The sequence below is a fragment of the Amycolatopsis eburnea genome (assembly GCF_003937945.1).
GTDB lineage: Bacteria > Actinomycetota > Actinomycetes > Mycobacteriales > Pseudonocardiaceae > Amycolatopsis > Amycolatopsis eburnea.
Genome location: NZ_RSEC01000021.1, coordinates 145,634 through 171,806, shown reverse-complemented (window position 1 = coordinate 171,806; position 26,173 = coordinate 145,634). Strand labels below are relative to the sequence as shown.

Genomic DNA, 26,173 nt, shown 5'->3' with positions numbered 1-26,173 from the left:
GGCTCAGTCATCTCGTGCGCGAACATGCGACCAGAGTCGCAGCCCCTCCCCGCCCGGTCAAGGCCTCCCACCTGCCGGGAGATCAGGACCACTCGTGCTTCTGCGACCGCCCGAGCAGCTCGGCGCCCGCCTGCCGCGGGTCGACGCCCTCGTGGCAGACGCGGTGCATCGCGTCGGTGATCGGCATGTCGACCCCGACGCTCCGCGCGAGCGCCCGGATCGACGAGCAGGACATGACGCCCTCGGCGACCTGCCCGCCGGCCGCCGCCTGCGCTTGTTCGAGGGTTTCGCCGCGGCCGAGGCGCTCGCCGAACGTCCGGTTGCGTGAAAGCGGCGACGAGCAGGTCGCGACCAGGTCGCCGACGCCGGCGAGCCCGGCGAACGTCAGCGGGTCCGCGCCCAGCTTCGCGCCGAGGCGGGCCATCTCGGCGAGGCCGCGCGTGATGAGCGTCGCCATCGTGTTGGTGCCCAGGCCCAGCCCGGCGGCCATGCCGGTGCTGAGCGCGATCACGTTCTTGCAGGCGCCGCCGAGCTCGCAGCCGACGACGTCGGTGTTGGTGTACGGGCGGAAGTAGGAGTTGGCGCAGGCGCGCTGGACCGCGACGGCCCGCTCGTGGTCGGCGCAGGCGAGCACGGAAGCGGACGGCTGCCCGGCGGCGATCTCCTTGGCCAGGTTCGGCCCGGTGACCACCACCACCTGGCCGGCGTCGATCCCGACGATCTCCCCGATCACCTCGCTCATCCGCTTGAGCGTGCCGAGTTCGACGCCCTTCGCGAGGCTCACGAGGATCGCGTCCGGCGGCAGCAGACCGCGCCACGACGTCAGGTTGGCGCGCAAGCTCTGGCTGGGCACGGCGAGCACGACGGCTTCGGCGCCTTCAAGCGCCTTCGCCGGGTCGCTGGTGGCGGTGATGTTCTCCGGCAGCTCGACGCCGGGCAGGTACGCGCTGTTGGCGTGCCGCTCGCGGATGTCCTCCGCGACCTCGTCCCGGCGCGCCCACATCGTGACGTCGCGGCCGGCGTCCCCGAGCACCTTCGCGAAGGCAGTGCCCCACGACCCGGCCCCGAGCACGGTGACCCGCTGCACGTCGGCGCGCATCAGGCGGATTCCCCCGGCTTCTCCGACGGCGGTTCTTCGTCGCGGATCTCGGCGAGCAGCCGGGTCACCTCGTCCATCATGACCTTGGTGACCTCACGCAGCTTCGACGCGCTGCGGACGCTGCCTTCGCGGTAGGCCGACAGGTCGAGCGGGTCGCCGACGCGGTGGGTGATGGTCTTGCGCGGGAACGGCGTGAACTTCTTGGTGTAGCCGTTGAAGAGCTGGCTGGTGCCCCAGCGCGCGATGGGGATCACGGGCACGTCGTTCTGGATCGCGAGCCGCGCGGCGCCGGTGAAGGACTCCTTCGGCCAGCCGGCCGGGTCCTTGGTGATGGTGCCCTCGGGGTAGATCACGACGATCTTGCCCGCCTGCAGCGCCTCGTGCGCGGCCTTGAGACTGTCCCCGGCGGCGGCCGACCCGCGCGAGACCGGGATCTGCCCGGAGCCGACGAAGATCTTCCCGAAGATCGGCGTCCGGGTCAGGCTCTCCTTGCCGAGGAACCGCGGCACCCGCTTCGCCCGGTGCACGAACACGGCGTCGACGACCGGGTCGAGGTGCGAGATGTGGTTCAGCACGAGCAACGCGGGCCCCTGCCGCGGAACTTTCTCGTCCCCGATGTAGACCCGCCGCGCGATCCCGGTGATCGGGTAGAACAGTACGGCGGCGAGCCCCACCCAGAAGCCACCCTTTTCACGCCGGGCCACGATCTCCTCCTCCACGTCTCACGTCCGGTGCTGATCCTGCCGCGCCGGGCCCGGGGCAGTCCAGGGAGGGTGCGTTCGCGCGCCGCGGGGGATGTCATGAAAGGGTCGTTCATGTCGTCTGGCGAGGTGAACGACCCTTTCATGACATCGCGCCGAGCCCGCCACCCCAAGTTGTCCACAACCGCCGTCACCTGTGGACAACCCACCCCGCCGCCCACCACCCGCCCCGCCTTTCCGGTAAAGATGGACACGTGGACGTAGACCTGGTCGTGCCGATGAAACACCCCCGCGACGGCAAGTCGCGGCTGCGTGGCGCGGTCGGCGCGGACCACCACCCCGCCCTGGTACTGGCCCTCGCCGCCGACACGCTCGCCGCCGTCGTCTCGGCCGGGCGGGTGCGGCGGGTCCTGCTCGTCGCCGCCGACCCGGACGCCGTGGGAGAACTCGCGGAGCTCGGCGTCGAAATCATCCGCGAACCCCCGCACGGAGGTCTCAACGAAGCATTCCGCCACGGCGAAGCCCAGCTCCGGAAGGACGACCCCGCGGCCGTCGTGGGCGCCCTCCAAGCCGACCTCCCCGCCCTCCGCGCCGGCGACCTGACCGCGGCGATCGCGGAAGCGGACGGCCGCCGGGCCTTCGTCGCCGATCGGCAAGGCACCGGCACCACGCTCTTGCTGTCCGCGCCGGGCGCCGCCCTCGACCCGCGGTTCGGGCTGGGCTCGGCGGCCGCGCACCGCCGCTCCGGGGCCGTCCCGCTGCAAGCGCCGCTCGCCACCCTCCGCAGTGACGTCGACACCGCGGACGATCTTGCCCACGTCCGCGCGCTGGGTGTCGGAAAACACACGGCGGAAGCGCTCGCGTGACCGCGCTGAGCTGTTCATCTGACCTTCACCGCGCCCTGCGCAATTCCGCGTGGCTTGGTGAAGAATGGGGTCCGTGAGCACAGACGACGGCGGCACGCCCGCACCGCGGAGGCGACGGAACCCGGCAAGCGGATCTTCGGAGACGGCGAAGAAAACCACCAGCCGGGCGGGCACGGCCAAGAAGGTCCCGTCGAAGGCCACCGCACGCGACACCGCGGCCCGCGCCACCGCCGGGAAGCCGCGGGTCCGCAAGGCCACCCCGGCGACCACCCGCCGCCGCAGCGCCTCGCAGGGCAACGGGCGCAACGCCGAGGAGTTCCGTTCGGTCCCGTCCGCGCCGCCGGCGGTCACCGCCGCGCCGGCCGCCGTCGAGACGCTGCCGGACGACCGGTACTTCAACCGCGAGCTGTCGTGGCAGGACTTCAACGCGCGGGTGCTCGCGCTGGCCGAGGACGAGTCGCAGCCGCTGCTGGAGCGGACGAAGTTCCTCGCCATCTTCGCGTCCAATCTGGACGAGTTCTACATGGTCCGCGTCGCCGGGCTGAAGCGCCGCGACGAGACCGGTCTCCTGGTGCGCAGCGCGGACGGGCTCACCCCGCGCGAGCAGCTGGGCTACATCGCCAAGCGCAACCAGGACCTGGTCGAGCGCCAGACCGGCGCCTTCGAGAAGCACCTGCGCCCGGAGCTGGCCGCGCACGACATCCACATCGTCGGCTGGGCCGACCTGCCCGGCGCCGACCAGCTGCGGCTGTCCAGCTACTTCTCCGAGCAGATCTTCCCGGTGCTGACGCCGCTGGCCGTCGACCCGGCGCACCCGTTCCCGTACATCTCGGGCCTGTCCCTCAACCTCGCGGTCACGGTCCGCGACCCGGAGGGCGGCACCGAGCGCTTCGCCAGGGTGAAGGTGCCGAGCAACGTGCCGCGGCTGATGCGCGTCGAAACCGACCGCGCCAGCCGCACCGCCACCTTCCTGCCGCTCGAAGAGCTCATCGCCGCGCACCTCGGCGAGCTGTTCACCGGCATGGACGTCACCGAGCACCACGTCTTCCGCGTCACCCGCAACGCCGACTTCGAGGTCGACGAAGACCGCGACGAAGACCTGCTCCAGGCCCTCGAGCGCGAGCTGGCGCAGCGCCGGTTCGGCCCGCCGGTCCGCCTCGAGGTCGCGCAGGACATGAGCGAGCACATGCTCGAGCTGCTGCTGCGCGAGCTGGACGTCGACCCCGCGGACGTCGTCGAGGTGCCCGGCCTGCTCGACCTGACCTGCCTGCACCAGCTGTCCGGAGTGGACCGCAAGGAGCTCAAGGACCGGCCGTTCGTGCCGGCGACGCACCCGGCGTTCGGCGAGCGCGAGACGCCGAAGAGCGTCTTCGCCACGCTGCGCGAGGGCGACGTGCTGGTGCACCACCCGTACGACTCGTTCTCCACCAGCGTCCAGCGGTTCATCGAGCAGGCGGCGGCCGACTCGAAGGTGCTCGCGATCAAGCAGACGCTGTACCGGACCTCGGGCGACTCCCCGATCGTCGACGCGCTGATCGACGCCGCCGAGGCGGGCAAGCAGGTCGTCGCGCTGGTCGAGATCAAGGCGCGGTTCGACGAGCAGGCCAACATCACCTGGGCGCGGACGCTGGAACGCGCGGGCGTCCACGTCGTGTACGGCCTGGTCGGGCTGAAGACGCACTGCAAGGTGTCGATGATCGTGCGCCAGGAGGGTTCGACGATCCGGCGCTACTGCCACATCGGCACCGGCAACTACAACCCGAAGACCGCGCGGCTCTACGAGGACATCGGCCTGTTCACCGCCGACCCGAGCATCGGCGCGGACGTCACCGACCTGTTCAACGTGCTCACCGGGTACTCCCGCCAGGACACCTACCGGACGATCCTGACGTCACCGCACGGCATCCGCCGGGGCATCGTCCGCGCGATCGGCGAAGAGATCGAGCTGGCGCGGGCGGGGCAGCAGGCCGGGATCCGGATCAAGTGCAACTCGCTGGTCGACGAGCAGGTCATCGACGCGCTCTACCACGCGTCGCAGGCCGGGGTGCCGGTCGAGATCGTGGTGCGCGGCATCTGCACGCTGAAGCCCGGCGTCGAAGGGCTGTCGGAGAACATCCACGTCCGGTCGATCCTGGGCCGGTTCCTGGAGCACTCGCGGATCTTCCACTTCCGCGCGGGCGGCACGCACTGGATCGGCAGCGCGGACATGATGCACCGCAACCTGGACCGGCGGATCGAGGCGCTGGTGCGGGTGAAGGACCCGAAGCTGACCCGGCAGCTCGACGACATCTTCGACTCGGCGCTCGACCCGGCGACGCGCTGCTGGGTGCTGACCGACAGCGGCGAATGGGCGCCGTTCCCGGCGGACGGCTCGCGGGTGCGGGACCACCAGCTGGAGCTGGCGAAGCGGCACGGGGCCGCCGGATGACCCACGAGGTACGGGCGGCCGGCGCGGTGCTGTGGCGCGTCGCCGGCGGGGAGACCGAGGTCGCCCTGGTCCACCGCCCGCGGTACGACGACTGGTCGCTGCCGAAGGGAAAGCTCGACCCGGACGAGACGAGCGCCGAGGCCGCCGTCCGCGAAGTGCGCGAGGAGACCGGGTTCGCCGCGGTCCTGGGCCGCTACGTGGCGCGCACGACCTACGCGGTGCCGTCGCGCACCGGGTCCGGGACGGTGCCGAAGACGGTCGACTACTTCGCCGCGGAAGCGGTGTCCGGCGAGTTCGCGGCCAACGACGAGGTCGACGAGCTGCGCTGGCTCGAGCCGCGGGCGGCGGAGAAGCTGCTGACGCGGCCGGCGGACGTGCGCGTGCTGCGGGCGTTCTGCGAGCTGCCGGTGGGCCTGTCGACGGTGCTGCTGGTGCGGCACGCGAAGGCGGGCAAGCGCGACGAGTGGACCGGCGACGACGACCTGCGCCCGCTGTCGGAAGCGGGCGTGCGGCAGGCGGCCGCGCTCCGGCGCGTGCTGGCGCTGTTCGGGCCCGACCGGGTGCTGTCCGCGCCGCGGCTGCGGTGCGTGCAGACGGTGCACGGGATCGCGGACGACATCGGCGCCGAAGTCCGGCACGAACCGCTGTTCTCCGAAGAGGGCTACTGGCCGGACCCGGTGCTCGGCGTGGCGCGGCTGCTGGCCGTGGCCGGCGACGGCGGGACACCGGTGGTGTCCAGCCAGGGCGGCGTGATCCCGGACCTGGTGAGCGCGCTGGCCGACCGCGACGGCGTGGAGCTTCCCGCCGCGCGCGGCGGGGTCGTGCCCAGCAAGAAGGGCTCGTTCTGGGTCCTGTCGTTCCGCCCGCCGACGGCCGAGGAGGGCCCGCTGCTCCTGGCGGCGGACTACTACCCGAGCGCGCTCCCCGCCCCGGCGCCCACCCGCTCCTGATCCGCGGACGGACCGGACAACCGCGAGACAGCGTCCTGACAGTAGATCTTGGTGTACTGGTCCCGGGTCCCGCTGGGCTGCGCCGGGCTAGGGGTACGGCGCATCCCCGGGCGAGGGCTCGTCTGTCGGCACCGTGGCCAGCAGGGCTTGGATCTCCGTGACCCGGGGATCGCCGAGGCGCTGGCTGACGGTCAGCGCCTCGGTCCAGTGGCCGGCCGCCTCGCGGCCGCGGCCGGTGCGCTGCTTGAGGCGGCCCAGGGTGATCTGGACGTCGATGGTGCCGTAGTCGGCGTTCAGCTCCTTCAGCTCGGCGAGCGCGTCGAGGCCCGCCTTCTCCGCTTCGTCGTGTCTGCCCGCGCCGGCGAGCGCTTCCGCGACGTTCCCGAGGGCGAGCGCCGCGTGGTAGCGGTCGCCCAGCTCGGCGAACGCTTCGTGCGCGGCCTCGGCGGCTTCGGCCGCGTGGTCGTAGTCGTGCAGGCCGATGCGGCTGGCGCTGACGTTCAGCAACGCGTGCGGGACGAAAGTGCGCTGCCCGTGGTCGCGCGCGAGGTGGACGGCTTGCAGGGCGTAGCGCTCGGCTTCCGCGTACTCGGCGCGGACGTAGTAAGCGCCGGCGAGGTTCGACAGGATCGCCACGGCCAGCGCCGTGCCGCCGCCGGACTCCGAGGCGGCGCGGGCCTCCTCCAGCGCTTCCAGCGCCTGGTCGGGCTGGAGCGTGCGCAGGTAGGCCGAGCCGAGGTTGTTGGCGCTGTACTGGAGGCCGGTGTTGTCGCCGGCGTCGCGGGTCACGGCGACGGCCGCGCGCGCGGTGGTGATCCAGTCGTCGCGGTCGTGGCGTTCGGCGAAGAAGCCGCGCAGGAGCCACGCGAGCTTCCAGGCGTGCGCGGTCCAGCCCCGGTCGGCGGCGATGCCGACCAGCGCGGTGAGGGCCGGGCGTTCCGTGGCGTACCAGGCGATCGTCTGCTCGTGCTGGGTGAAGTGGACGGCGGGCACCGGCGGCGGGCCGAGGGTGATGTCCTCGGTGAGCAGGTCGGGGCGGACGAGCTTGTTCGCCTCCGCGACCGTGGCGAGGTACCAGTCGAGGAGCCGGCGCAGCGCGGAAGCGCGGTCGTCCGCCGTAGTTTCGGTTTCGACGAGTTCGGCGGCGTAGACGCGCAGGAGGTCGTGGAACTGGTAGCGGTCGGTGCCGGGCTGGTTCAGCAGGTGCGCGGCGGCGAGCTGGTCGGCGAGTTCGCGGGCTTCGCGCAGGTCGGCACCGGCGAGCGCGGCGGCCGAGGACAGGCTGAAGCCGTGGCCGGGGTGCAGGCCGAGCAGCCGGAAGAACCGCGCGGCGGCCGGGCGGAGGGCCTTGTAGGACCAGGAGAACGCGGCGCGCAGGTCGGTGCCGGCGTCCTGGGGGTCGCGCAGGGTGTCCAGGCGCAGCCGCTGGTCACGGAGTTCTTCGACGATCCCGGCGAGCGAAACGCCGGGGAAGCGGGAAGCGCGTTCCCCGGCCAGCGCGAGCGCGAGCGGCAGCCGCCCGCAGAGCTGGACGAGCTCGGCGACGGCGCCGGGTTCGGCCGCCAGGCGCCGCGGGCCGACGCTGCCGGCGAGCAGCGCGGCGGCGTCCCCGTCGTCGAAGGACCGCAGCGCGATGCGGCGGGCGCCGTCGCGCGCGACCAGGCCCCGCAACTGGTTTCGGCTGGTCACGACCACGAGGTTGCCGGAGCCGGGCAGCAGCGGGCGGACCTGGTCGGCGTCGCGGGCGTTGTCGAGCAGCATGAGCGTGCGGCTGCCGTCGAGCCGGCTGCGCAGCAGGGCCGAACGTTCCTCCACGGTGGCAGGCACGGACTCGGGCGGCACGCCGAGCGCGCGGAGGAACCCGGCGAGCGCGGCGTCCGGCGTGACGGGGGTGCCCGCGGAGTGGCCGCGCAGGTCGAGGAACAGCTGCCCGCCGGGGAAGCGGTCGCGGACGCGGTGCGACCAGTGCACGGCCAGCGACGTCTTCCCGACACCGGCGGTGCCTTCGATGACGACGATGCCGGAAGCGCCCCCGGGCGGCAGCCGGTCCAGCTCGGCGAGTTCGGGCCCGCGTCCGGTGAAGCCGGCGACGTCGAAGGGCAGCTGCCGCGGCACGGTGTGCACCGCGGGCCCGGCGTCGGCGGCGAGCAGTTCGGCGTGCAGGCGCCGCAGGTCTTCCCCGGGTTCGACCCCGAGTTCGTCGGCCAGCAGCGCCCGCAGCCCGGCGTACCGCGCGAGCGCTTCGGCACGGCGCCCGGACCGGGCGAGCGCGCGGACCAGCCGTTCCCACAACGACTCCCGCAGCGGGTGCTGGGCGACGAGGTCGGTCAGCTCGGCGACGAGCCGCGCGTCGGGGACGAGCCCGGTGTCGAGGTCGATGCGCTGTTCGACGGCGAAGAGGTGCCGTTCGGTGAGCAGCGGCTCCCATTCGGCGGCGAGCGCGGGCGACCCGACGCCTTCCAGCGGCGTCCCGCCCCAGGTGGCGAGCGCTGCGGTGAGCAGCGCCCGCCGCTGCGCGGGATCGCTCGTGGCGGCGGCCTGGTCGAGGGCGCGCAGGAACCGCAGCGCGTCCACCCGGGACGGGTCGACGACCAGCCGGTACCCGTCCGGTTCGGTGACGACGACGTCTTCGCCGCAGAGCCGGCGCAGGCGCATGACGTAGGTCTGCAGGCTGCCCCGGATGTGCGCGGGCGGCGTCTCGCCCCACACCCCGCGCGCGAGCGCGTCGATCGACACCAGCCGTCCCGCGGCGAGCGCGAGGGTCGCGAGCAGCGCGCGCTGGCGGGAACTGGTCAGCACGACCGGGGAACCGCCGACGCGCACCTGGAACGGGCCGAGCAGCCGGATGTCGATGGTGGTCGCCCCCAGATCAGCCGTCGCACGCCGCCGGGCCCGCGCACGGGCCCCGAGGAACGCAGCGTGGCATCACTCGGCCGGGCGCTCAAGCAACTTTGCGAAATTGGGCGGAACCGGTACCGGGGCCGGGGTTGGGCCGGGCGGGTGGGCGCGGGACACGGGAGTTGGCGGTGAGTGACTTTCGGTTCGGGAGCCGGGAGTTTGGGGGCGGGGATCGGTTTGGCCGCATCGGGGCGGATGGGCGGCCGGCTTCGCTTCTGCCACACCGGCCCGGACACGCGAAAGGGCCCCGCGCGGTTCGCGCGGGGCCCTGCCGGAAAAGTCGCTCGTCTGACCAGAGGTCGCCCCCTGGGGACCCCCTGATTTCACGTTACCGCAGGGGTCCGACAGTTTTGGCCGGTCAGCTCTTCTTCGCCGCTGTCGACGTCCGCCTGGCCGGTGCCTTGGCCGCGGTGGTCTTCCGGGCCGTGGTCGTCTTCGCCGCCGTCGTCTTCGCGGCAGTCGTCTTGGCCGCGGTCGTCCTCGCCGCGGGCTTCGCCGCCGTGGTCTTGGCCGCCGCCGGTTTCGCCGCGGCCGTCTTCGTGGCCGCCGCCCTCGTGCGCGTGGTCGTCGTCTTCGCCGCAGCCGGCTTCGCCGCCGCCGCGCGGGTCCGCGTCGTCGTCGCCGGCTTCGCCGCCGTCGCACGGGTCCGCGTGGTTGTCGCCGGCTTCGCCGCCGCCGCACGGGACGTGGTCGTGCGGGACGCCGCCGCACGCTTCACCGGCGCCGCCTTGGCCAGCTTCTTCGCGCCGGAAACGACGTCCTTGAACGTGGTTCCTGCCCGGAACGCGGGCACGTTCGTCTTCTTGACGCGCACGGCCTCGCCGGTGCGGGGGTTCCGGGCCGTCCGGGCCGCGCGGGCGCGCTTCTCGAACACCCCGAAGCCGGTGATGGTGACCTTCTCGCCCTTGTTGACCGTCCGGATGATGATGTCGACCAGACCGTCGACCGCCTCGGAAGCGGCCTTCTTGTCGCCCAGGCGCTCCGACAGCGCCTCGATCAGCTGGGCCTTGTTGGCCATACCAGTCCTCCAAGAAGGGAGTACCCGTCCACGGCCCGGTCGGCCGACCAGCACACGGTATTACCAAGGCAGCGCAAATTCCAAACGGTACGCGGACCCTTTCCCTTGCCCCGGGGCGGGTTTCGCCTCACGGAGAAGGCCTCGCGAGGGCCGTCCGGCCCGGTTTCGGCGTGCCGAAAAAAGAAGCGGGATCCCTTGCCGGGCAAGGGATCCCGCTCGAAACCGGACTAGCCGGCGGTGATCGGCGTCGTGGTCGGCTTCCAGGACGGGCGGGCGCTCTCGAAGGCATCGATCTCACCGGCATGGCGCAACGTGAGAGCGATGTCGTCGAGGCCCTCCAGCAGCCGCCAGCGGACGTAGTCGTCGATCTGGAAGGGCGCGGTGAAGTCCTTGGCCCGCACGGTCTTGGTCTCGAGGTCGACCGTGACCTCCGTGCCGGGCTCGTTCTCCAGCAGCTTCCAGAGCAGTTCGACGTCGTGCTGCTCGCACTGCGCCGCGACCAGGCCGCCCTTGCCGGAGTTGCCCCGGAAGATGTCGGCGAACCGGGCGGAGATGACGACCCGGAAGCCGTAGTCCATCAGCGCCCAGACGGCGTGCTCGCGGGAGGAACCGGTTCCGAAGTCCGGTCCCGCGACCAGCACGCTGCCGTTCTTGAACGGCTCCTGGTTGAGGATGAAGTCCTCGTTGCCGCGCCAGGCGGCGAACAGGCCGTCCTCGAAGCCGGTCCGGGTGACCCGCTTGAGGTAGACCGCCGGGATGATCTGGTCGGTGTCCACGTTGGACCGGCGCAGCGGGACGCCGACGCCGGTGTGCTGGGTGAACGGTTCCATGGGAGTAGCTCCTCGGGTGGGTCAGCGGGCGGCGGTCAGCAGGTCTTCCGGCGACGAAAGCGTCCCCCGGACGGCCGTGGCGGCGGCCACCAGCGGCGACACCAGGTGCGTCCGGCCGCCCTTGCCCTGCCTGCCCTCGAAGTTGCGGTTCGACGTCGACGCGCTGCGCTCCCCCGGCTTCAGCTGGTCCGGGTTCATGCCCAGGCACATCGAGCAGCCCGCCTGCCGCCATTCGGCGCCGGCCTCGGTGAACACGGCGTCGAGGCCCTCGGCTTCGGCGGCCTTGCGGACCCGCATCGAGCCGGGGACCACCAGCATCCGGACCGAGTCGGCGACCTTCCGGCCGCGCAGCACCTCGGCCGCGGCCCGCAGGTCCTCGATCCGGCCGTTGGTGCAGGAGCCGAGGAAGACGGTGTCGACCGCGATCTCCCGCAGCGGCGTGCCGGGCTTGAGATCCATGTAGGACAAGGCCTTCTCGGCCGCGATGCGGTCGTTCTCGTCCGGGATCTGCTCCGGGTCGGGCACCTCGGCGCCCAGCGGGAGACCCTGGCCGGGGTTGGTGCCCCAGGTCACGAACGGCGTCAGCTCGCCGGCGTCGAGGTGCACCTCGGCGTCGAACTCGGCGCCTTCGTCGGTGCGCAGCTGCCGCCAGTTCTCGACCGCCGCGTCCCAGTCGGCGCCGCTCGGCGCGTGCGGGCGGCCCTTCAGGTACTCGAACGTCGTCTCGTCCGGGGCGATCATCCCGGCGCGGGCGCCGGCCTCGATCGACATGTTGCAGACGGTCATCCGGGCTTCCATCGAGAGCGCCTCGATGGCCGAGCCGCGGTACTCCAGGACGTAGCCCTGGCCGCCGCCGGTGCCGATCTTGGCGATCACCGCGAGGATGATGTCCTTCGCCGTGACGCCGGGGCGCAGCTGCCCGTCGACGGTGATCGCCATCGTCTTGAATGGACGCAGCGGCAGCGTCTGGGTGGCCAGGACGTGCTCGACCTCGGACGTCCCGATGCCGAAGGCGATGGCGCCGAACGCGCCGTGCGTGGAGGTGTGGCTGTCGCCGCAGACCACGGTCATGCCGGGCTGGGTCAGGCCGAGCTGCGGGCCGATGACGTGCACGATGCCCTGCTCGGCGTCACCCATCGGGTGCAGCCGGACACCGAACTCCTTGCAGTTGCGGCGAAGGGTGTCGACCTGGGTGCGCGAGACCGGATCGGCGATGGGGAGCTCGATGTCGACGGTCGGGACGTTGTGGTCCTCGGTCGCGATGGTCAGGTCGGGGCGGCGCACCGGCCGCCCGGCCAGGCGGAGGCCGTCGAAGGCCTGCGGGCTGGTCACTTCGTGCAGCAAGTGGAGGTCGATGTAGAGCAGGTCCGGTTCGGCGCCTTCCCCTCGGCGCACGAGGTGGCTTTCCCACACCTTCTCCGCCAGTGTGCGGGCCTTGCCGGTCGGGCTGGTCATCTCCGGCTCCTTCCACGGTTCGACGTCGGAACTCGGGCGCGCACCGCGGGGGCGAATGCGAGCCGCGAAGGAGGGGCGCAGCTCGAGTTCAGGGTTTTCCCAGATACTGGACTTCCCAAAGTGCGGGACGCTAGTATCGGGTCGTGGGACAGCATAGCGGTATCGGAGTACTGGACAAAGCAGTGGCCGTGCTGCAGGCGGTCGCGGACGACCCCTGCGGCCTCGCGGAACTCTGCACGCGGACCGGTCTGCCGCGCGCCACCGCGCACCGGCTCGCGGTCGGGCTCGAGGTGCACCGGTTGCTGCGCCGCGGCCCGGACGGGCGCTGGCGCCCCGGTACCGCGCTGGCCGAACTGGCGGGCGGCTCGACCGATCCCCTGCTCGACGCGGCAGGCGTGGTGCTCCCGAAGCTGCGGGACGTCACCGGCGAAAGCGTGCAGCTCTACCGGCGCGACGGCGTCCAGCGCGTGTGCGTCGCCACGGCCGAGCCGCCGAGCGGCCTGCGCGACACCGTCCCGATCGGGTCACGCCTGCCGATGACGGCCGGCTCGGGCGCGAAGGTGCTCGCGGCGTGGGCCGACCCGCACACGCAGCGCACGATCCTGGCCGACGCGGTCTTCGGCGAGCGCACGCTCCTGGAGGTGCGGCGGCGCGGGTGGGCCCAGAGCGTGGCCGAGCGCGAACCCGGCGTGGCCAGCATTTCGGCGCCGGTGCGCGATTCGGCGGGCACGGTCGTGGCGGCGGTTTCGGTCTCCGGCCCGATCGAGCGCATCGGCCGCAAACCGGGCGCCCGCTGGGCGGCGGACCTCCTCGCGGCCGCGGACGCGTTGCAGGAACGGCTTTAGGACCGCGTCAGCACTCAGGCCTGACCGGTTTCGAAGCGCGCCACCTTGCCGTCGCGAACCGTGAAGGCCCATCGGGTGCGCATCGCGCCCCACGTCGAGTTGGCGTAGTTCGCCACGAACTCCCGCCCGGGCCCGGCTCGGGCAGAAGCAGGTCGAGGGCCTCGGTCCACTCCGCGCTCGGTGCCGTCGTCGGACATCGTCGCGTCCGGTCACCGATCGGATCCGTCGTGGGCTCATGGTGCACCGTTCGGGGGAACCTCGCGAATCCCGCGTATTCGGTGACGGCGGTCACGTCTCCTTTCCGGCAGCTCCACGAAGGGGGACCACGATGTTGAACAGACGGGCACTGGCGATGTTGCGGGCGGTCGGCGCCGGCCGCGCCGAGCTGACCTGCAGCTGCGAACCGGATCTGCGGGTCGACGGCCTGCCGTGCTGCGACCAGGCGACCGCGCACGAGCTGGCACGCGCGGGCCTGATCCGGCCGGCGCGGGCGGTCGCCGTCGGGCAGTGGGCGCGGGCGGAGCTCACCGACGACGGGCAGCGGGCGCTGGGCGGGACCCTCGCCGCGGCCTGAAGCAACCGTCCGGCAGGCTCGCGCGTGTACCCGCCGAGGACACCGCGAGGGGGACCCATGAAGACCGTTCCGGGACTGCTCGGCGCTTGCCTGCTGCTGACCGCCTGCTCGGGCACGCCCCCGGCGGCGCCGCCGACGGTGACCGTGACGGCACCCGCGACGCCGTCGGCGCCCACCGCCGCCGCCGATCCGGCCGTGCTCGGCTGGGTGGACGGCTTCTGCGCCGCGATCCACGGCTACCGCGAGCGCACCAACGCGGAAGCCGGGACGCCGAAGCCCGACCCGGGCTCGGTGGCCGAAGCGCAGCAGGCGCTGAGCGCGACCCTGGGCGGTATCGCGGCCCGCACCGGCGAGGTGGTCGACAAGCTGACCGCCCTGCCCCCGGCGCCCGTCCCGGTCGCCGAGAAGGTCCGGCAGGCGTTCGTGACCAAGTACACGACGGCCCGCGACCGCGCGGCGGAGGCGAAGAAGGCCCTCGACAACGCCAAGCCGGGCGACGGCGCCTCCCAGGGCCCGGCCGCGGACGCCGTCCAGCGCGCGCAGCAGGACATCGACGGCACCTACGACCCGGTCGCGCCGATGGCGGAGTCCCCCGAGCTGATGCTGGCCGCAGCCACCGCGCCGGGTTGCAAGGGCTGACGCCGCCGAGGTGCGCAGGAAGCGGTCCTGAAAGCGCCCCAATGTGGCGTTGGTTGCGTCCAACGCACCGAACGCCACATTGGGTGCGTCTGACGCACCGAACGCCACATTGGGGCGCTTTGGCCGGGGCGCCTGCCTCACCGCACCAACGACGCACGCAGCGGCAAGGACCGCGAGGAATCACCGACCGACACCGTGAACCCGCCGCGCACCGGCTGCCACCCGTGACCGGCCGGGTCCCACACCGAGAAGTCGCGCGCGGCCAGCCGGATCGTCACCCGCCGGGACTCCCCCGGTGCCAGCGAAACCCGCGAGAACCCCTTCAGCTGCCGCGGTGGTTCCCCGGCCGCCGCCGGGAAGCCCAGGTACAGCTGGGCGACCTCGGCACCCGCCCGCCGCCCGGTGTTCCGGACCGTGAACGTCGCCGTCGCGCCGTCACCCGTGTTCCGCACCGACAACCCCGAGAACGCGAACGTCGTGTACGACAAGCCGTACCCGAACGGGAACAGCGGTGTCCGGTCCTGCGCGTCGAACCACCGGTAGCCGACCTGCAGGCCCTCCGAATAGGTCGCGACGCCGCCCACGCCCGGGAACCGCGCGGGAGTGTTCGCCGGGGTGTCCGCGTCCGCGGCCGGGAACGTGATCGGGAGCTTCGCCGACGGGTTGACGTCGCCGAAGAGCACGCTCGCCACCGCCGCGCCGTCCTGCTGGCCGGGGTACCACGCCTGCAGGATCGCGGGCACCGAAGCCGCCCACGGCATCAGGACCGGGCCGCCGCTCTTCACCACGACCACCGTGCGCGGGTTCGCCGCGGCGACGGCGGCCACCAGCGCGTCCTGGGTGCCCTCCAGCGCCAGGCTCGGGCGGTCCTTGCCCTCGGTCTCGTTGTCCCCGACCATCACCACGCTGACGTCGGCGCCGCGGGCCAGCTCGGCCGCCCGCGCGACGTCGCTGCCGTCGTCGAGCGTCACGGCCGCGCCCGGAACACGCTGCCGCAGCCCGGCCAGCGGGTCCACTGTGGACGTCGGGATGACGGCCGAGCTGCCCCCGCCGCCGGTCTTGGCCCGGGTCGCGAACGGCCCGATCAGCGCGATCGACCGCACCGCGGGATCGAGCGGGAGCTGGGCGTGTTCGTTGCGCAGCAGCACCATGCCGCGTTCGGCGAACTCCTTCGCGGTGGCGTCGTGCCGGGCCGTCGGCAGCGGGGAGAGCACCGGCGGGTGGTCGAACTGCCCGAAGGCGAACATCGTGCGGAACCGCGGCCGCAGCAGCTCGTCCACGCGCTGCTCGGTGACCTGCCCGGCGAGCACGGCCTGCTTCATCCGGTCGCCGTACCAGGTGCCGTCGATCATCTCGAGGTTCATGCCCGCGGCCGCCGACCCGATGGTGCTGTGCGCGGCGCCCCAGTCCGACTGGACGAAACCCTCGAACCCCCACTCGTCGCGCAGCTTGCCCTGCAGCAGTGCCGGGTTCTCGCACGTGAAGACGCCGTTGATCTTCGGGAACGCGCACATCACCGAGCCGGCGCGGCCTTCGACGACCGACTGCTCGAAGTGCGGCAGGTAGATCTCGTTGAGCGTGCGCTCGTCGATGTGCTCGTCGATGCTGAAGCGCTGGGTCTCCTGGTTGTTCGCCGCGTAGTGCTTGACCTCGGCGATGGTGCCGTTCTCCTGGATGCCGCGGATGTCGGCGGCGGCCAGCGCGCCGGCGAGCACGGGGTCCTCGCCCATCCCCTCGAACGTCCGGCCGTTGCGCGGCACGCGGGCGATGTTGATGTCGGGCGCCTCGGACACGTTGTGCGCGAGCGCGCGGGTTTCGGCGCCGATCAGCCGGCCGTAGCGGCGCGCCAGGCCGGTGTCGAACGTCGACGCCAGCGCCATCGTGGCCGGCAGCGCGGTCGCCGGTTTCTGCGGCTTGTCGTCGGCCGGGCCCATGCCCGCCGGGCCGTTGGCGATGCGGAACCCGGGCACGCCCAGGCGCGGGATCGGCGGCACGAACCGCTGGTGCTCCGCGTCGGGCTGCAGGTGCAGCTGGGAGATCTTCTCGTCGAGGGTCATCGCCGCGATCAGCTCGGCGGCGCGGCGATCCGGCGGCTGCCTGGCGTCGCGCCACGGCTGCGCGTCCGCCGCCGCCGGTGTCGCCAGCGACAAACCCAGGACCACCGCGAGAACGAGCCGACCGGTGCGCATGGGCCCAGCTAACCCCATACGTGAGCAGGAAACACAGCCTCGACGATGTTCACGTACGTGAAATTTCCGGGGGACTCAACCATTTCCCCGGCTCAGGCGTGGAAGGGGCACGAGGAGAGGGGACGAACCATGGTGAAGAAAACCCTGATCGGCCTAATGGCGGCGAGCACCGCGACGCTCGCACTGGCGGCCCCGGCGAGCGCGGCCGAAGTCAGCTGGGGACTGACCCAGCAGGTGGAGCCGGGCGGCCGGGTCGACGCGGAAACCCACGCGGCGCTGGGCGGCTGCTCCCCGAAGACCGCGGTCACGTCGAAGGGCTTCGCCGCACCACTGGTGTTCACCGAGGGCGGCAACTGGGGCCGGGCCGGCGGCCACACCACGGCGATCACGACCCCGGGCAAGTACACGGCGCGGTTCACCTGCTCGGACGGGCGCGTGGCCACCGGCAGCTTCACGATCCTCGGCACGCCGCCGCCGAGCAGCTCGGGGCACCCGAAGCCGCCCACGACGACGCCGAAGCCGCCGGCGACGTCGAAGGCTCCGAAACCGGCGAAGCCGCAGGTCGCGGTCAAGCCGGCCGGCGCGCCGCAGACCGGAGACGGCTCGCTGAGCTGACCCTCCACACCGGACACCCCGGGGCGGCACGTGCTCCCCAGGCCCGCCGCCCCGGGGCCCAGCACGGCTGGGCAACCGCCACCGGCCGTGGGGAAGGTCGCCGGCCGCACGAAGGTCGCCAACCGCACCAAGGTCGCGATCACGCACCCACCGCCCGCAACGCGGAAGTCGCCAACCGCACCGAGGTCGCGGTCACGCACCCACGCCAGCCGCTCCAAGGTCCCGGCCACGCACCCGCCGCCCGCCACGCGGAAGTCGCCGCCCGCACCAAGGTCCCGGCCACGCGGAAGTCGCCATCCGGCCTGGGAGCGGTCGCCGCGCCGTCCAGGTCTCAGCGGGTCGCGGCCAGCCGCAACGCGCGGTAGACGAACTGCTGGTCCCCCAGCCGGTGCCGCAGGTCGCGCTCCAGCCCCGCGATCGGGTACAGGTTCTGCGGCGCCCGCGAGTCCTTGTAAGCCACCGAAGCGAACCGCCCCAGCACCGACTGCGTGAGGTTCGCCAGCTCGGCCACCTCGGCGCGCCCGAGGTGCGGTGCCGCCTCCACCCGCACCACCCCGGACCACGGCGGCCCGCCCACCGACGGCAGGCGCAGGTACCAGGAGTGCCGGACCCAGGTCGTCCCCATCAGGAACACCGGGGTGCGCTGGTGCGGCCCGAGCGCGCCGACCATCGCGTTGAGCTCGCCCGGCAGGTACGTCGTCTGGTGGCTCTTGATGAACCCCACCGCCCGGGGCAGGTGCGTGCGTCCGCTCAGCGGGCCGTCCACCACCAGCAGGTCGCTGCCGACGTGCCCCGCGATCGCCGCCCGCGCCGCGGTCGCGGTGTCCAGCTCGGCCTCGGCCAGCTGCTCCTGCAACGCCGAGGACAGCACCACCGCCAGCGGCTTGTCCTCCTTGGCGGCGGCGCGGAACGCCCGGTAGACCCCCGCGGGGGTCGGGATGTCGGCGGCTTCCGACGCCACGGTGAACACGCCTCGCCGGACGTCGGTCGCGACGACGTGCGCCCGGCCCGAACAGCAGCACACCACTCCGGCCGCGTACGACGCGCAGAGCCCGATGGACGCCGAGTTCGTCCCGGCCGGGTCGTCGATCCAGACCCGCGCGTCGATCCGGCGGACGCCGTCGACGAACAACACCGCGTCGGGCGCCGGCACCGGCGACGGGTCGATCGGCGCCCACTCCTCCGTCGGAACCTCGACCTCGAGTTCGACCTCGGCACCGGACCGCGCCAGTTCCTCGGCCTCCATCGAGCTGCCGTAGCCCGGGTCCCAGGTGTCGATGCTGAAGTTCATGCCTGCCACGGCGGTCACGCGCCCTCCCTGCCGACGTGCGAGCCGGACCCGTCGCGGGTGACCAGGAACCGCACCGGGACGCGCTCGGCCAGCGCGGGCACGTGCGTGATCACCCCGACCATCCGGGAGCCGGTGGCGGCGAGGTTCTCCAGCGTGGACGCCACGACGTCGAGGGTCGCTTCGTCCAGGGTCCCGAAGCCCTCGTCGAGGAAGATGGACTCGAGCCGGGTCGCGCCCTCGGCGGCCATCGCGCCGAGCTGGGACGACAACGCCAGTGCCAGCGAGAGCGACGCCTGGAACGTCTCGCCGCCGGACAGCGTCTTGACCGGGCGGCGGGCGTCGGCCTCGTTGTGGTCCACCACCAGGAAGTCGCCCTTGTCGTGGGTGAGCTCGAACTGGCCACCGGAGAGTTCGAGCAGCGACGCCGACGCCTCGGCGACGAGCGTGTCGAGCGCGCCGGCGATGAGCCAGCGCGGGAACTTGTCCGAGCGCAGCAGGTCCGCGAGCAGCCGCGCGACCTGCGCGTCGGACTCGGCCGCCGCGATGTCGCCCTGCAGGCCGGCCACGTGCGCCACGCGCCGCTTCATTTCCGTGTGGTCGGCTTCGGCGCGGGCCCGCGCGGTCGCGACGGCCACCGGGGCCCGGTCCCGCACCGAGCCCTCGGGCAGCGCGACGTCGAGCGCGGTGATGTCGTCGGCGACCGCGCGTTCGGCCGCCCGCAACGCTTCGGCGGCTTCGCCTTCCGCCTTTCCGGCGGCGGCCAGCCGGGCGCGGTGCTCCTCCGCCTGCCCGGCCGCCCAGTCCGTGAGCGCGGTCCAGGCGCCGAGCAGGCTTTCGCCGTCGATCGGCGGCGCGCCCAGCCCGACCAGGGGGTCACGCGCGCGGGACAGCCGCTGCCGTTCGGCGGCGACCTGCTCGGCGACGCGGGCCTGCGCTTCCGCCGCCTGTTTCGCGGCCGCGCGGGCGGTCCGCAGGTCGGCGTCCGCTTTCTTCGCGGCCTGCTCGAGTTCGGCGACCCGCGCGAGCTGCTCGGTGACGGCGTCGGCGGACGGCGCCCCGGCCAGGGTCTCGACGAGTTCGCCGTGCCGGCGCCGGGTGGTCGTCACGGCGGTGCTCGCCGACTGCTCGGCCAGCGCCGCTTCTTCCGCCTGCTTCCGGCGCTGCTCGGCGGTCCGCTCGGCGGAGGCGAGGTCGTCGGCCGCGACGACGGCTTCCTTGCCCGCGGCTTCGGCGGCCGCTTCCAGCGCGGCCAGCGAGGTGCGCCGTTCTTCGAGCGCCGTCGCCGCCCACGACGTCAACAGCCGCCAGCCCGCCGGGACGTCGCCGGAGTCGACGGCGGGCGCGCCCAGCTCCACCAGGGGATCGCGGGCCGCCCGCAGGGCTTCCTTGGCCGCGGCGAACGACTTCTCGACGGCGTCGGCCTCGCGCTGCGCGGCCGCGCGGCCGGTGCGGGCCGCCGCCAGTTCCTGGTCGGCGGCGGTCGCGGCCTCGGCGACGCGGGTGCGGGCGTCGATCGTCTTCGACAGCCACTCCCCGCGCTCGCGCACGGCCGTGACCAGATCCGCGTAGTCCCGCTCGGAAAACGCCGCTTCGACCGGGCGGCGCAGGACCGCCGACTCCGGTGGTCCGGCCACTTCCGCGAGCACCACACGCAGTTCTTCCGCCTGCGCGGCCGCCGTCGCGGCCGAGTCGGCGTCACGGTCCACGGCTCGCTCCAGCTTGCGCAGCGCGGACTCCGCGGTCGCGCGGCCGGCTTCGGCCCGCTCGAGCCGTTCGCGCGCCTCGGCCAGGTGGGCGTGCCCGCCGGCGTCGGGCAGGGTCGCGACTTCCTGCTCGCACACCGGGCACGGGTGCCCGACCACGAGCCCGGCCCGCAGGCCCAGCGCCTGCCCGGCCCGTTCGGCTTCGGTCACCGCCGCCTTCGCCGCGGTGACTTCGGCGTCAGCGCGGGCGAACGCGGTCCGCGCCGCTTCGAGTTCGGTGCGGCGTGCGGCCTGCTCGGGCGCGGCCTTCCGCTGGGCTTCGGCGACCGCGTAGAGCGTGCGGGCGTCGGAACGCGCGGCGGCGAGCGGAGCGACGTCGGGCTGCGCGGCCAGCGCCGCGCGGGCTTCGGCGTCGGCGGTTTCGGCGGCACGCAGGCGGGTGTCGGCCTCGGCCGTGCGCTTCGCGACCCGCGCCGCCTCTTCCGACAGGTCCCCGAGATCCGCCGGCGGCCGCACCCCGGCCAGCCGGTCGCGTTCCCGGCGGGCGACGTCCGCCCGCGCGGCGGCGTCTTCGGCGGCCCGCGCGGTGGTGTCCCGGGTCTTGCGGGCCGCCTCGACCGCCGTCACGGCTTCGGCGACCGACGCCGACGCGGCCGTCTTCGCCGCTGTTGCCGCTTTCGCCGCTTCTTCCAGTCCCGGGAGCGCCTGCTCCGCTTCGGCGAGTTCCGCGCGGGCGGCGCGGATCCGCTCCAGCCCGCTCCGGTCCGGCCCGGCGGCCAGCGCGGCCCGCGCCGCTTCGTCCGCCGTCTCCCCGGCTTCCAGCCCGGCCTGCGCGGCCGTCACGGCGTCCGCCGCGGCCTGGCGCCGGGATTCGAGGTCTTCGACGCCGTCCGGGCGCTCCAGCGCGTCCAGGACGCCGAGTTCCTTGGTCAGCGTGGCGACGCGTTGCCGGGCTTCGTCGTGCGTGCGGGTCGCGTCGTTCAGCCCCGGCAGGGCGGCGCTCACGCGCGCGTCCAGCTCGGCGAGGGCGGTCATCCGCGCGGCGAGCGCTTCGACGGCTTCTTCCGTGGCGTCGGCGTAGCTGCCCAGCTGTTCGGTCAGGACGGCGGCCCGCTGCTTCTGCTGTTCGGCGGTGACCCCGGCGCGGCGGCCGATCCGCTCGTAGACCTCCAGTCCCAGCAGCTTGATGAGGATCTTCTGCCGATCGGCGGCCTTGGCGTGCAGGAACTCCGCGAAGTCGCCCTGGGGCAGCGCCACGCAGGTGCAGAAGTGCTTGAACGTCAACCCGAGCAGGCGCTCGATCGCCGGGGTGACCTCGGAGTCCGCGGCGACCGGGTCGGCGTCGTCTTCCGGCCCGCCGAGCGCGGTGGGGTCGATCAGCCGTTCCAGGCGCACGTTCTTGACGCTGACCGTGGGTTTCTTCCCGCCGCTGCGCCGGACTTCCCGCACGACGTGGTAGCGCGTGCCCCCGGCGTCGAACACCAGCCGCACGGTCGCGCGGTTCGCCGTCGGCGCGAGCGCGGGCGCGACCAGGCCTTCGTGGTCCCAGCGGGCGACGGAACCGTAGAGGGCGAAGGTGAGCGCGTCGATCACCGTGCTCTTGCCCGAGCCGGTCGGCCCGACGAGCGCGAAGTAGTCCGTGTCCGCGAAGCTGATTTCGGTCTTCTCGCGGAAGGACGCGAACCCGGTCATCTCCAGCAGCACTGGCCGCATTTCACACCCCGCTCGTCTCTTCGTCGTGCAGCCGCGCGAACAGCGCCTGGACGCGCTTGTCCTCGACGGTGCGCTCTTCGCAGTAGGACGCGAACAGCTCCCCCGGTGAGCGGTCCGCGATCGCGCGGTCGCCGCCCGAGGTCGTCACCGGCGCGGCGAACTCCGGGTCGATGCGGATTTCCAGGGCGTGGGGCAGGGCTTCCTGGATCTCCTCGCGCAGCCCGGCCCTGGTCGCTTCGCGGACGTAGACGCGCAGGTAGTCCTCGCCGAACTCCTCGGCGCGGCCGATCAGCTCGGCCACCGTGCCGTGGACGGTCCGCAGCCGCCGCCCCGAGGTCAGCGGGATGTCGGTGATCTTCGCCGGTGTCGCCGGCGAAACCTCGACCGACAGCACGACGCTCTTGTTGTCCTGCTCGCCGAAGTCGACCGCGAACGGCGAACCGCTGTAGTGCACCGGGCACGCGGCGGGCAGCGACTGGCGGCGGTGCAGGTGGCCGAGGGCGACGTAGTGCGGATCGGCGCCGAACGCCGTGGCCGGCACGTGGTACTCGAAGATGGACTGGGCCGCGCGCTCGCCGCCGCCCATGGCGCCGCCGGTCACCGTCAGGTGCGCCATGACGAGGTTCACCGCGCCGGGCGTGAAGCCTTCCTTGAGGTGCTCCAGGATGTCGCGCACGCGCTGGTCGTACTCGCCGACGTTGTCCGCCGGCGTCCCGGTGATGAGCTCGGCGGCGCGGACCGCGTAGCGCTGGGAAAGGAACGGCAGCACGGCGACGTTGACGCGTTCGCCCGTCGAACGCGCGTCGAACGACACGACCCCGCCGTCGGCGGCCGGGCGCGGGTTCCCGGTGAGGTGGATGCCCGCTTTGCGCAGCAGCGGCCGGTAGGCCTCGAACGTCGCGGCGTGGTCGTGGTTCCCGGCGATGGCCAGCACCTCGGCGCCGGTGTCGCGCAGCGCCATCAGCGCCTGCACCACCAGCTCCTGCGCGGCGGCCGAGGGCGCCGACGTCTCGTACAGGTCGCCCGCGACGAGGACGGCGTCGAACTCCTCCTTCCGCGCGATCCGGACGATTTCGCCGAGCACCGCGCGCTGCTCGTCGAGCCGGTTGCGGCCCTTGAGCGTCTTGCCGACGTGCCAGTCGGAGGTGTGCAGGAACTTCACACTTCGTCCTTCCGTTCGGGTAGCGGGCGGTGGGCTCAGAAGGGAGGCGGGTCGTCACCGAACGGGTCGGCGCTCCCCGACGGCAGGCCGGCGAAGGGGTCGGCCTTCTTCGCCGTCGCCGTCTTCGCCGGCACCTGGCCGGCCTCGGAAAGCCGCGTGGCCCAGGCCGGGAACGGGAAGCCGACGGCGATCGGCACCGGGATCTCCGGCTGGCTCACGAACATCGTGCCGGGCGTGGCGAGCGTCGCGCGGACCCGCTGGCTCTGCGGCAGGAAGCCGTACTCCGGCCGCGACGCCTCGGCGGCGTCGAGGCGCCCGACGATGCGCACCGAGCTGTTGCTGACGATCCGGCGCTCGACCTCGCTGGCGGTCTGCTGCGCGCCGATCAGGATGACGCCGAGGGACCGGCCGCGCTCGGCGATGTCCAGCAGCACCTCCTTGATGGGGCTGCTGCCTTCCCGGGGCGCGTACTTGTTGAGCTCGTCCAGCATGGTGAACAGCAGCCCGCCCGGCCCGGCGGCTTCCTTGCGCGCGGTCTCCGCCGCCAGCGTCACGCCGACGACGAACCGCTGCGCGCGCTCGACGAGGTTGTGGATGTCCACCACGGTCACCTGCTGGTTCTCCGTGGACAGCGAGCGCGCGGGGTGGTCGGCGAGGTCGCCGCGGATGAGGCCGGACAACGCGCGCTGGCTGGAGCGCAGGCGGCGGATGAACGCGTTGACCGTGCCCGCGCCGGTGACCGCGCCCGCCCAGCTCGCGCGGGTTTCCTCGTCGGTGACCCGGTCGCAGATGACGTCGACGAGTTCGGCGTAGGTGCGGCACAGCACGCCGTCGACGTTCGCGGCGCCGTCCTTGCCCGCCGGGGTGCTGTCCAGCCGCAACCGGTTCGCGACCTGGTGGATGACCATCGTGTACTGGTTGCGCTCGTCCTCGGCGTCGGCGAAGACGTAGGGCAGCAGGTCCTTCGCGCAGAACTCCGCGATGGTCCACCAGAACGCGCCGACGCCGGACGTGCGCCCGGTGACGTAAGGCTTCCCGGTGGTGTCCGACGGCGTCGGCGGCGCGTAGAACCCGACGGAGGCGAAGGGCTCCGCGGGCAGGCCGAGCTTGGCGTACTCGGCCTTGAGGTTCTCGTCGAGGTGGACGTTGGGGGTGTCGAGGAACAGCAGGTCCTCGCCCTTGACGGAGAAGACGAGGGCCTTGGCGTTGTGGGCGTTGGGCAGGGCGCCGCCGCGGAAGATCGAGTGCAGCAGGAACAACGCGAACGAGGTCTTGGTGGCCACGCCGGAGACCCCGCTGATGCTGACGTGCGCGCCCCGCGTGCCGTCGAGGAAGTCCATGTTGAGGTAGACGGGTTCGCCGTCCCGGCCCAGGCCGACCGCCACCTGGCGGGTCATGTTGTCGAAGTACAGCGCCTGCGCGCGATCTTCCCCCTTGGCGCGCTCGACGACCGACCCCGGCTTGGGCGGCACGTAGCACTCGGGTTCGACGCGGGTGGTGGCGATCTCGGCGATCTCCTGCACCTGCGCGGGCAGGACGCCGTCGGAGATCAGGAAGACGTCGCTGCCGAAGCTGGCGCCCTCGTGCCGCGCGCTCACCTGCGTGACCACGCCGTAGGAGGTGACTTTCCCGAGCCCCGGCAGGTCCCGCCGGGTCACGACGACGTCGTCGAGCTGCAGATAGGCTTCCGGGTCGATGGCCACGCAGAACTGCAGCGGCGTCGAGTCTTCGGTGCCTGCCACCCGTCCGACCACGGTGGTGAGCGTCTCCTGGTCCACGGTTCTCCCTGTCCGCGCGGGGTGTTCCTCCCGCGGCAGACTAGCCCGCGGCACCGACAGTCCCGCGGCCAACACGGCGCTGACCCGCGATGTCACGCCCGGGCCGGACTGCGCCGAACGAGTGAGTTCACCCTTCGGGGAAGATCCTTTTGCCGCCGCAGAACCCTTTCCCGCGGCCGGCGACGCGGTCACCGCGGGGCTCCGGAGACGCCGAACCCGGGCCGCTGCGCGGGATCCGGGACCCGCGTGGCCCCCGCCACACGGCGGGGGCCCGCCACTCCCGGCGTGTCGCGGCGAAAGTTCTCCAAAAGGCCCTCGGGTCCTATATGGACGACCACAGTGGACGGCGGCGGACCCCTGTTTTCCCTGCTCAGAGCGGTGGTCGATGTCCGATGCGTCGTTCGGCCTGGTTCCGGCGGAAGCCGCCCGAGAGGCGGAACCCGCCCCCGTACAAGGAAATATTTCACCCCCCGGTTGGATTTTGTGCGGTATTGGTAATACCGTGTGCAGTGTCGGCCGAGATGGGCCGTGACTAGTAGTTCCACTATGGAGGACTGGAATGACGAACAAGGCCCAGCTGATCGAGGCGCTGTCGGAGCGCCTGGGCGACAAGAAGGTGGCTTCGCAGGCCGTCGACGGTCTGGTGGACATCATCATCCGGACGGTCAACAAGGGCGAGAAGGTCAACATCACCGGCTTCGGGGTGTTCGAGAAGCGCGCCCGCGCCGCTCGGACCGCGCGCAACCCGCGCACCGGTGAGGCCGTGCGCGTCAAGAAGACCAACGTGCCCGCCTTCCGCGCCGGCACCACCTTCAAGGACGTCATCTCCGGCACCAAGAAGCTGCCGAAGGCCACCCCGGTCAAGCGCGCCACCGCCACGGCGACCCGCGCGACCGCCACCAAGGCCGCCGCGGCCCCGGCCAAGGCCACCACGACCCGCACCACGCGGGCGGCCGCCGCCAAGCCGGCCACCACGCGCTCGACCACCACGCGGACCCGCGCCACCGCGGCGAAGCCGGCCGCCAAGGCCACCGCCACCAAGGCGGCCCCGAAGACCGCGGCGAAGACCACCGCGGCCAAGGCCACCACGGCGAAGGCGACCACCACCCGCGCCAAGGCCGCCGCCAAGCCGGCCGCCACGAAGACCGCCGCGGCGAAGAAGCCCGCCGCCGCCAAGGCCCCGGCCAAGCGCACGTCGGCCGCCAAGAAGAAGTAACACCGGCTTTACCGCCGGAAGGGCCCCGCACCGAGGTCAGGTGCGGGGCCCTTCCGCGTTCCCGGCGCCCCGAAACCGGTCCCGGCCCACCCCGTTGGGGGCTCGGCAAAGTCGCGTCGGCCGAGGTGGGCTGAAGGGGACGTTGCTCTCATCCCACGCGCTCAAGGGGACTTTCCTCTCATCACATCGCAGGAAAGTCCCCT

The 26,173-nt window shown here is 72.9% G+C and carries 19 protein-coding genes; 8 read left to right on the top strand and 11 right to left on the bottom strand.

Annotated elements, in window-relative coordinates; all coding sequences use genetic code 11:
- Positions 1–82: 82 nt before the first annotated feature.
- Entirely contained in the window at positions 83–1,099 is a 1,017-nt protein-coding gene (locus EIY87_RS04645) for an NAD(P)H-dependent glycerol-3-phosphate dehydrogenase (RefSeq protein ID WP_125306392.1), read from the bottom strand.
- Positions 1,099–1,818 carry a lysophospholipid acyltransferase family protein gene (locus tag EIY87_RS04640; RefSeq protein WP_125306391.1) on the bottom strand — a complete coding sequence of 240 codons (720 nt, stop codon included), beginning with the start codon at positions 1,816–1,818 and terminating at the stop codon, positions 1,099–1,101. The genes EIY87_RS04645 and EIY87_RS04640 overlap by 1 nt, the downstream gene beginning before the upstream one ends.
- A gap of 236 nt (positions 1,819–2,054) precedes the next feature.
- Here EIY87_RS04640 and cofC point away from each other — a divergent pair, with 236 nt between their 5' ends.
- From cofC to EIY87_RS04625, 3 genes are all read left to right on the top strand, one after another.
- Positions 2,055–2,666, top strand: a complete 612-nt coding sequence (gene cofC, locus EIY87_RS04635) for a 2-phospho-L-lactate guanylyltransferase (protein ID WP_125306390.1) — start codon at positions 2,055–2,057, stop codon at positions 2,664–2,666.
- 64 nt (positions 2,667–2,730) lie between these two features.
- The gene (locus tag EIY87_RS04630) at positions 2,731–5,094 is read left to right on the top strand and encodes an RNA degradosome polyphosphate kinase (RefSeq protein WP_191983950.1); all 2,364 of its coding nucleotides are present in this window, start codon (positions 2,731–2,733) and stop codon (positions 5,092–5,094) included.
- The gene (locus EIY87_RS04625; protein ID WP_125306388.1) at positions 5,091–6,044 is read left to right on the top strand and encodes an NUDIX hydrolase; all 954 of its coding nucleotides are present in this window, start codon (positions 5,091–5,093) and stop codon (positions 6,042–6,044) included. Before EIY87_RS04630 ends, EIY87_RS04625 begins: the two co-directional genes overlap by 4 nt.
- Positions 6,045–6,131: 87 nt before the next feature.
- Here EIY87_RS04625 and EIY87_RS04620 read toward each other — a convergent pair whose 3' ends face one another.
- The 4 genes from EIY87_RS04620 to leuC all read right to left on the bottom strand — a co-directional run bounded on the left by EIY87_RS04620 (position 6,132) and on the right by leuC (position 12,245).
- On the bottom strand, positions 6,132–8,843 hold the full coding sequence (locus EIY87_RS04620) for an AfsR/SARP family transcriptional regulator (RefSeq protein WP_225439706.1): 2,712 nt from the start codon (positions 8,841–8,843) through the stop codon (positions 6,132–6,134).
- A 457-nt stretch (positions 8,844–9,300) separates the two neighbouring features.
- On the bottom strand, positions 9,301–9,960 hold the full coding sequence (locus EIY87_RS04615) for an HU family DNA-binding protein (RefSeq protein WP_125306386.1): 660 nt from the start codon (positions 9,958–9,960) through the stop codon (positions 9,301–9,303).
- Between the two features lie 227 nt (positions 9,961–10,187).
- Positions 10,188–10,790, bottom strand: a complete 603-nt coding sequence (leuD, locus tag EIY87_RS04610) for a 3-isopropylmalate dehydratase small subunit (protein WP_125306385.1) — start codon at positions 10,788–10,790, stop codon at positions 10,188–10,190.
- Positions 10,791–10,811: 21 nt separating this feature from the next.
- On the bottom strand, positions 10,812–12,245 hold the full coding sequence (gene leuC, locus EIY87_RS04605) for a 3-isopropylmalate dehydratase large subunit (RefSeq protein ID WP_125306384.1): 1,434 nt from the start codon (positions 12,243–12,245) through the stop codon (positions 10,812–10,814).
- Positions 12,246–12,388: 143 nt separating this feature from the next.
- On the opposite strand from leuC, the gene EIY87_RS04600 reads away from it, so the two are divergent.
- The 3 genes from EIY87_RS04600 (at position 12,389) to EIY87_RS04585 (ending at position 14,303) form a co-directional block, all read left to right on the top strand.
- Complete coding sequence (locus EIY87_RS04600; RefSeq protein WP_163046815.1) at positions 12,389–13,090, top strand: IclR family transcriptional regulator; 702 nt, start codon at positions 12,389–12,391, stop codon at positions 13,088–13,090.
- 328 nt (positions 13,091–13,418) lie between these two features.
- On the top strand, positions 13,419–13,664 hold the full coding sequence (locus EIY87_RS04590; RefSeq protein ID WP_125306383.1) for a hypothetical protein: 246 nt from the start codon (positions 13,419–13,421) through the stop codon (positions 13,662–13,664).
- A 57-nt stretch (positions 13,665–13,721) separates the two neighbouring features.
- On the top strand, positions 13,722–14,303 hold the full coding sequence (locus EIY87_RS04585; RefSeq protein WP_125306382.1) for a hypothetical protein: 582 nt from the start codon (positions 13,722–13,724) through the stop codon (positions 14,301–14,303).
- Between the two features lie 137 nt (positions 14,304–14,440).
- On the opposite strand, the gene EIY87_RS04580 is transcribed toward EIY87_RS04585, so the two are convergent.
- Positions 14,441–16,492 (bottom strand): glycoside hydrolase family 3 C-terminal domain-containing protein, encoded by a 2,052-nt coding sequence (locus EIY87_RS04580; protein ID WP_125306381.1) that lies wholly within the window; start codon positions 16,490–16,492, stop codon positions 14,441–14,443.
- 129 nt (positions 16,493–16,621) lie between these two features.
- Here EIY87_RS04580 and EIY87_RS04575 point away from each other — a divergent pair, with 129 nt between their 5' ends.
- A complete protein-coding gene (locus EIY87_RS04575) occupies positions 16,622–17,107 on the top strand; it encodes a hypothetical protein (protein ID WP_125306380.1) in 486 nt (161 codons plus the stop codon).
- Positions 17,108–17,438: 331 nt separating this feature from the next.
- On the opposite strand, the gene EIY87_RS04570 is transcribed toward EIY87_RS04575, so the two are convergent.
- The 4 genes from EIY87_RS04570 to EIY87_RS04555 are packed head-to-tail and all read right to left on the bottom strand — an operon-like array spanning position 17,439 to position 24,754.
- The gene (locus EIY87_RS04570; protein WP_125306379.1) at positions 17,439–18,416 is read right to left on the bottom strand and encodes a hypothetical protein; all 978 of its coding nucleotides are present in this window, start codon (positions 18,414–18,416) and stop codon (positions 17,439–17,441) included.
- On the bottom strand, positions 18,413–21,814 hold the full coding sequence (locus EIY87_RS04565; protein WP_191983949.1) for an AAA family ATPase: 3,402 nt from the start codon (positions 21,812–21,814) through the stop codon (positions 18,413–18,415). Before EIY87_RS04565 ends, EIY87_RS04570 begins: the two co-directional genes overlap by 4 nt.
- A 1-nt stretch (position 21,815) precedes the next feature.
- Entirely contained in the window at positions 21,816–22,976 is a 1,161-nt protein-coding gene (locus EIY87_RS04560) for an exonuclease SbcCD subunit D (RefSeq protein WP_125306378.1), read from the bottom strand.
- A gap of 35 nt (positions 22,977–23,011) precedes the next feature.
- Complete coding sequence (locus EIY87_RS04555) at positions 23,012–24,754, bottom strand: ATP-binding protein (protein ID WP_125306377.1); 1,743 nt, start codon at positions 24,752–24,754, stop codon at positions 23,012–23,014.
- Positions 24,755–25,313: 559 nt separating this feature from the next.
- Here EIY87_RS04555 and EIY87_RS04550 point away from each other — a divergent pair.
- On the top strand, positions 25,314–25,970 hold the full coding sequence (locus tag EIY87_RS04550) for an HU family DNA-binding protein (protein WP_125306376.1): 657 nt from the start codon (positions 25,314–25,316) through the stop codon (positions 25,968–25,970).
- The last annotated feature ends 203 nt before the right edge of the window (positions 25,971–26,173 follow it).